The organism is Pelosinus baikalensis (assembly GCF_020819555.1).
GTDB lineage: Bacteria > Bacillota > Negativicutes > DSM-13327 > DSM-13327 > Pelosinus > Pelosinus baikalensis.
In genome coordinates this window covers 111,008-117,864 of record NZ_JAJHJB010000012.1, presented here as the reverse complement: position 1 = coordinate 117,864, position 6,857 = coordinate 111,008, and the positions used below count along the sequence as shown (strand labels likewise).

Below are 6,857 nucleotides of genomic sequence, written 5' to 3'. Positions count from 1 at the left end.
GCACATCTGGCTTATTTTAACCTTACTTACATTGTTTAGTTTTCAAGGAACACATGAGATAAAGATCTTAAAATAATTATTATGCCGCTTCAAGCGACCTCATTGATTTTAACACCTTTACATAAGTATGTCAACTTTTTTGTTGCAAATTGATGACTTGTCTATATTATCACATCTTAAAAAGGTATGTCAATGCTCTATCTTCTTTTTTTGTTTAATTTATACCTTATTCATGTTTTTCATTTTCACTTAGATTGCTGGGAAATGGGAACGGAAATTGTACGTATGTATTCGGAACATCCCCAACAACAACATATTCCGCAATTGGCATTTGCGTATCTACACTTATACTTTTACTAACTAGAGGTACTACAATTCTAATTTGTGTAGTAGCAATAAGATATATCATATGCCTAGTTTGATTAATGCCTGCTTGTTCAAATTTGTCAATTACTTTTACCTGAACAGTACCTATAGGAATTACAGTAACAGTAATATTAGGTCCCATACTAGCTAATAATTGGCTCCCGAAAATCTGTCCTATTGGTATATTAATTTGTTCTTCACTAATCTCCTTTAATTTATCTTGCACTTTAATAGTAGTATCTGCAGCAATTTTATTGAACTCCATGGTATTAGGCTGTATAAGTACTACACGTCCCCGACTATCTAATGTAACATTCATTAATGTTTGCGGGTCAATATTTAAGTTCACCCTGTCACTAATAACCTGGTTAATGGATTGCGTCGCAATGAAAGTTGCTTTTGTTTCGGCTATAGCCAATAAGGTAGGTTTTAAATGTGTTTCCATCATCCAGAAGGTGCCTATTATAATGATGCATAGTAGAATAGACACTAGCACAATGGATGGCATTCTTCGTCTCTTCCCTACGGAAAATCTCATGATTACCCTCCTAGTCCAGGATATACCTCAGTATATGGCCTTTCCTCTTATGATGTACCACTCTTTAGCATATTTTTATACCTAGTTCTTGATAGCTATATCTATTGTATATATCAAATTCCTGATTAAGATTCACTTATATAGCTGCAAGCCATGGATCACATTGACATTTGTGGCGTATCCTGCTATATTACAGTTAGTATTTGACATAAAAATAAACAAGCTGTTTTAGCTAGCAACTTGAATGGTACCGCGGGTTGTACCCGTCCTTAACCAGGGCGGTTTTTATTTTTACCTGTTGATAATTTTGGAAACATGAGGAGGCTTCTCAAACCAATGACTGTACTTGATATCCTCAAAGAGCGAGGCTTTATTCAACAACTTACCCATGAAGATGAAATGATCGAACTCTTCGAAAAAGAAAAAATTACCTTCTATATTGGTTTCGATCCAACTGCTGACAGCTTACATGTCGGTCATTTTCTTGGAATGATGGTAATGGCGCACATGCAAAAGGCCGGACATCGCCCAGTCTGCTTAATTGGCGGAGGAACGACGATGGTAGGTGATCCCTCTGGTAAGACTGATATGCGCAAAATGATGACCCAAGATGATATTGTCTATAACGGCGAACGATTTAAAAAACAAATGCAGCGCTTCATTGATTTCTCGGAAGGCAAAGCATTAATGGTCAATAATGCAGATTGGCTTCTTAAGCTGAATTATATCGAATTTTTAAGAGATATCGGCGCACACTTTTCAGTCAATCGTATGCTAACTGCTGAATGTTTTAAACAACGGTTAGATAAAGGATTATCCTTCTTGGAATTTAATTATATGTTGATGCAGGCCTATGATTTCTTAGAGCTCAACCGTCAGTATAACTGCACTATGCAGATGGGCGGAGATGATCAGTGGTCCAATATCCTGGCTGGAGCGGCTCTCATACGACGTAAAGAAGGCAAACCAGCATACGGATTAACCTTCACCCTATTGACCACCAGTGATGGGCGCAAAATGGGCAAAACGGAAAAAGGTGCTCTATGGCTGGATCCTGAAAAGACCTCACCTTATACATTTTATCAATACTGGCGTAATATAGATGATGCGGATGTAGAAAAATGTCTAGCACTTCTAACCTTTATGCCAATGGATGAGGTTCGAAAGTTGGGTGCCCTTAAAGATAAAGAAATTAATATTGCAAAAAAAGCACTGGCCTTTGAAGTGACAAAGCTCATTCACGGTGCAGAGGAAGCTGAAAAAGCTCAGCAAGCAGCAGAAGCATTATTCAACGGAGCTGGCGCACTAGATAATGTTCCAACCGTATCAATTACCTCTAATATGATGGGCATGAAAGTCCTGGACGTTCTTGCAGCTACTGAAATAGTACCTTCTAAAAGCGAAGGAAGAAGGTTGATACAGCAAGGTGGTCTTTATATTGGCGACACGAAAGTAACCGACATTGACTTAATACTCACTGATGATCTATTTGAAAATAAAAGTTTATTAATTCGTAAAGGTAAGAAAAATTATCACCGCATTGTTGTAACTCTCTAAAAGAGTTTAGCTACTTTTCTATTATTTTACTGATTAAGTAATATAAAAATGACACCAGCTATTGGTGTCATTTTAGCTTATAGACAAAAAGGATATTATTTATGTTATAATAATTAGCGTACTCAATACTAAGGAGGTTGCCAATGAACAAGGAGCGAAGCGATAGCCTTAAAGATGGCCGTCGTTCTTCTAAAAATGGTAATTCAAAACTAACGGTTATAATACTAATTGTATTTATTGTAATGATCACAGGTGCTGGACTTGGCTTTTTAACAGCAAGCATTCACACCATGCCAAGTCTGAAAGACGAGATTAGACCTGCAGCTTCTTCACAAATTTATGATGTAAATGGGAAATTAATTAATACGGTTCATTCTGTAGAAAATCGCGTTCCCGTTTCTATTAATAAGATCCCTAAAAATTTGCAAAACGCCTTCGTAGCTGCTGAAGATGCACGTTTTTATCAACACATAGGTATTGATCCTCGTGGTATTCTGCGGGCAGTCTGGTCAAATATAACCGATCGAGGCGTTTCCGAAGGTGGCAGTACCATTACGCAGCAATTAGCCAAAAATGCATTACTGTCCCAAGAACGTACATTAAAACGTAAAATACAAGAGGCGATCCTAGCTCTACAAATTGAACGTCAATACAGTAAAAATGAAATATTAGAACTCTATTTAAACCAAATATATTTTGGACAAGGAGCTTACGGAGTACAATCTGCATCCATTGTTTATTTCAATAAAAATGTTGAAGATCTAACATTAGCAGAATGTGCAATGTTAGCAGGCATCCCAAAAAGTCCAAATTATTATTCACCTTTTAATAACTTAAAAGCTGCAACAGAACGGCAAGCTACAGTACTTGATCAAATGGTTAAATATGAATTTATTAATTCGTCAACTGCTATACAAGCTAAGAATGCCAAACTTCGCTTGGCAATACGCTCATCTCAAACAGATACCACAAACCAGACAGCGAGCTATTTTATTGATTATGTTACGCAATATCTGATTGACAGATATGGGGCTGATGCGGTGTATAAAGATGGACTTAAAGTTTATACCACATTAGATCTAGATATGCAGGAAGCGGCGGAAGAAGCCATGAAAAAGCTTCCTAATATACGTACTGATAGTAATGGTTTGCAACAACCACAAGGAGCCCTCGTTGCGATTGACCCACGTACAGGTTATATCAAAGCAATGGTTGGTGGTCGTGGCAATGATCAGTTTAATCGTGCAGTTTTAGCTGAACGTCAGCCTGGTTCAGCATTCAAACCATTCGTTTACTTAGCTGCTTTAGAAGGAGGAATGACTCCTTCATCTATGATTGAAGATAGTAAAATCAGCTTTGGTAATTGGTCACCAATGAACTATGATGAGAAGTTCCATGGATCGGTTTCTTTACGTACAGCACTCGAACAATCCCTCAATGTGCCAACTGTTAAGATTGCCAATCAGACAGGTGTTGATAAACCATTATACTATGCTCAACAAATGGGGATTTCCACGTTAGTCTTACAAGGTTCTATTAATGACCGTAATTTAGCAATGTCCCTTGGAGGTCTAACACGAGGTGTCACGCCTTTAGAAATTGCCAGTGCATATGGAGTATTAGCTAACCAAGGTGTACATGTAGATCCTATAACAGTCATTAAAGTTATTGATCGCAATGGTAAGACGCTAGAGCAAGTCACTCCAAAGGAAAAGGCAGTGGTTAACGAGCGCTCTGCTTATGTTCTAACGGATATGCTACGTGGCGTCATTAATAATGGTACTGGTTCAGCTGCTAATATTGGGCGTCCTGCTGCCGGAAAAACTGGCACAACCAATGATTATAAAGATGCTTGGTTTGTTGGATTTACTCCTGATTTAGTTGCATCTGTATGGGTAGGTTATGATTCTGGCGAATATTTAAATGGTATAACGGGAGGAACTCTTCCAGCTACCATTTGGAAAACTTTTATGCAAAAAGCCTTGGCAAAAATACCATCTCGGGATTTCATTCGACCTAACGGTGTCGTAATTGAACCGAACCCCACTCCCGTTCTTACAGAACAGCCTGCTGATGGTAAGCAACCTGCAAATCCATTAACACCCGATGGTAAAAATTCGAAAACACCAAATCAACAAGATGATGACTCGCGACCAGTTGATAAAACCCTTCCCCCTCCACCTGTCAAATCTGATAAAAACACCGCCCCACCTCCACCACCGAAAAAAACAACTGAGACAGATAAAAAAAATAATCCTTAAATATAAAAAACACGCGTAATTTACGCGTGTTTTTTATATTTCTGCATATACATTAATATAAACTATAAACAAGTAGACGAGTCATCATTATTATTGCAAAGCAACAAAATGATAATAATGATAATAATCCACACACTACCGAATCCGCCACCAAATCCACCAAATCGACGTCCGCATGCCATAGGGATTCCTCCTCCGTCTATTGATAATAGAAGTATTATCAATCTTTAAATAGATGCTCTATTACTATATGAATATGAATAATCACAAAGGAGTTACCTCGTTTTAAAAATTCAGGAACACGCTAGAATAAGTAAGATATTATTTTATATTATGAGAAGCTACAATCATCATTGTTAAAGAAAAAGAGTAAAAGGATGATAATGATAATCCACCAAGATTGACCTCCACCAAAACCACAACCTCTTGCCATTTACATGATTACCTCCTTAAATATAACATTTAAAGAGCAGCTACCTAAATATCTGTCCTTAATTATTTAAGTATTGCCCCCCCTTCTAGTTCAATATATGGAGGTATCTTTAAAAGTGTTACTCAACCTACTTAGTTTTTTTATTAAATTCTATTCTAATATCCGTCGAATGCTTTTAGGAAATTCTGAAACCATCTTCATTGACTGCATACCACTATTAACTAGCTCAGTAATGTTACGAACCTTGTCGATGGTTGTCGACATTCCATCTATCCTTCTATCCATTTGCATATCTTCGGAAGTTAAACTTAACAAAATAACCATGAGCTGCAAGTTAAAATTAGGGTTCTTTAAGATCTGGCCAAATCCACTCATAGGATTGACTGGTCTGGCTTTCTTGACTTTCTTATCTTCTCGTTCCTCATCTTGTATTTTGATTTGCTTTGTATCCTTCACTTTTTCAACGATTTTCTCCTCAGTCATCATCATTTCAACATCCTTACTTTCTTGCGCAACTGACCTCTTGTAGTTTTTATAATGTCTCCGAAAGCGCATCACTCTCACCCCTTATTCAATCAATAAGTGATATTTAATCTAATATATGATGCAATCTTACAATTGGCTATTAATTGATACACACAAATTTATATTTTTGCATAAATTATAATGCTATAATTGACTTCGTTTTTTTGTGGAATTGATTTTTTAATAAAATGAGTGACCATTCATTGGACAAAATTAGAGCGGAGGCGATTTTCTATGTGGGAAAATTTAGGTAACATGATGGAAATGGTAAAAAAAATTCAACAAAATGTTGATAATGCACAAGATCAGTTAAAAGCTCAACGTGTAGAGGTTTCAAGCGGTGATGTAATAAAATTAACCCTTAATGGACAACAAGAATTATTATCAATAGAAATCAATCCAAAATATTTATCTGTTGAGAATGCAACATTATTACAAGACTTATTAGTTGCAACCATAAATAACGGTCTTACCAAGTCCCGCGAGCTGCACCAAACTGCAATGTGCAAATTAACTGGCGATCTCAATCTTCCCAAAATTCCTGGACTATTTTAAGGAGGACACTTTATGCCGAACGAAAATCCTAATACGCTGTTACAATCCATAGCACACATGATTGATAACGTAGCGAATGAGGGTACCGGCTATGATAACCTCATTCATATTTTGTCACTGCTTTGTATTCTACATATACTAAACCGTACCCAACCTCTGACGGCAGCACCTGTTATTCAAAATTCATCTGCAATTACTACTAATAATACTACTACTAATCCATTACATAAACTTTTAGGAGAGCTTACAAAGGGCGGTGGTGGTGATGGAGGAGGAGGAGGCCCTTCTCCTGACATGCTCATGACTTTATTACCTCTACTAAATAACCCACAAATTAAGTCAAAACTCAACCCCGCTAATATCTCATCTATATTAGGTGTTTTAGGTAATTTGGGAGGTGGAGGAAATAACGATAAACAAGAAGGAAGTAAAACGGAAAAATCAGAAAAAAAAGATCCACCGGCGGCGGCTGTCACTTCTTCCTTAGCGAATTCCTCAATAGCAACCCCCTCTTTAGATCCATATGTCTCTGACAAAAAGGATTTAGGTCGCTCTTTAAACTGGAAAACTACATTTGAAAATGAGAAAGAGGTGTGAGAATTCTACTCACACCTCTTTACTT

At 37.1% G+C, this 6,857-nt stretch carries 6 protein-coding genes; 4 read left to right on the top strand and 2 right to left on the bottom strand.

Annotation, left to right across the window (positions count from 1 at the left end):
• Positions 1–226 precede the first annotated feature (226 nt).
• Complete coding sequence (yunB, locus tag LMF89_RS10830; RefSeq protein ID WP_229535084.1) at positions 227–904, bottom strand: sporulation protein YunB; 678 nt, start codon at positions 902–904, stop codon at positions 227–229.
• Positions 905–1,240: 336 nt separating this feature from the next.
• Here yunB and tyrS point away from each other — a divergent pair, with 336 nt between their 5' ends.
• Together tyrS and LMF89_RS10820 are read left to right on the top strand one after the other, a co-directional pair.
• A complete protein-coding gene (tyrS, locus tag LMF89_RS10825; RefSeq protein WP_229535083.1) occupies positions 1,241–2,461 on the top strand; it encodes a tyrosine--tRNA ligase in 1,221 nt (406 codons plus the stop codon).
• A gap of 143 nt (positions 2,462–2,604) precedes the next feature.
• Positions 2,605–4,722: a transglycosylase domain-containing protein gene (locus LMF89_RS10820; protein WP_229535082.1), complete on the top strand. Its 2,118-nt coding sequence runs from the start codon at positions 2,605–2,607 to the stop codon at positions 4,720–4,722.
• A gap of 583 nt (positions 4,723–5,305) precedes the next feature.
• On the opposite strand, the gene LMF89_RS10815 is transcribed toward LMF89_RS10820, so the two are convergent.
• On the bottom strand, positions 5,306–5,710 hold the full coding sequence (locus LMF89_RS10815; protein ID WP_229535081.1) for a hypothetical protein: 405 nt from the start codon (positions 5,708–5,710) through the stop codon (positions 5,306–5,308).
• 204 nt (positions 5,711–5,914) lie between these two features.
• Between LMF89_RS10815 and LMF89_RS10810 the strand changes: the two genes are divergently transcribed.
• Together LMF89_RS10810 and LMF89_RS10805 are read left to right on the top strand one after the other, a co-directional pair.
• Positions 5,915–6,235 carry a YbaB/EbfC family nucleoid-associated protein gene (locus LMF89_RS10810; RefSeq protein WP_007961508.1) on the top strand — a complete coding sequence of 107 codons (321 nt, stop codon included), beginning with the start codon at positions 5,915–5,917 and terminating at the stop codon, positions 6,233–6,235.
• Between the two features lie 12 nt (positions 6,236–6,247).
• On the top strand, positions 6,248–6,832 hold the full coding sequence (locus LMF89_RS10805) for a hypothetical protein (protein ID WP_229535080.1): 585 nt from the start codon (positions 6,248–6,250) through the stop codon (positions 6,830–6,832).
• The last annotated feature ends 25 nt before the right edge of the window (positions 6,833–6,857 follow it).

Excerpts from the sequence above, each read along its gene's own strand:
- LMF89_RS10805 (WP_229535080.1), top strand. The coding sequence starts at position 6,248 with ATGCCGAACGAAAATCCTAATACGCTGTTACAATCCATAGCACACATG.
- tyrS (WP_229535083.1), top strand. The coding sequence starts at position 1,241 with ATGACTGTACTTGATATCCTCAAAGAGCGAGGCTTTATTCAACAACTT.
- LMF89_RS10810 (WP_007961508.1), top strand. The coding sequence starts at position 5,915 with ATGTGGGAAAATTTAGGTAACATGATGGAAATGGTAAAAAAAATTCAA.
- yunB (WP_229535084.1), bottom strand. The coding sequence starts at position 904 with ATGAGATTTTCCGTAGGGAAGAGACGAAGAATGCCATCCATTGTGCTA.
- LMF89_RS10820 (WP_229535082.1), top strand. The coding sequence starts at position 2,605 with ATGAACAAGGAGCGAAGCGATAGCCTTAAAGATGGCCGTCGTTCTTCT.
- LMF89_RS10815 (WP_229535081.1), bottom strand. The coding sequence starts at position 5,710 with ATGCGCTTTCGGAGACATTATAAAAACTACAAGAGGTCAGTTGCGCAA.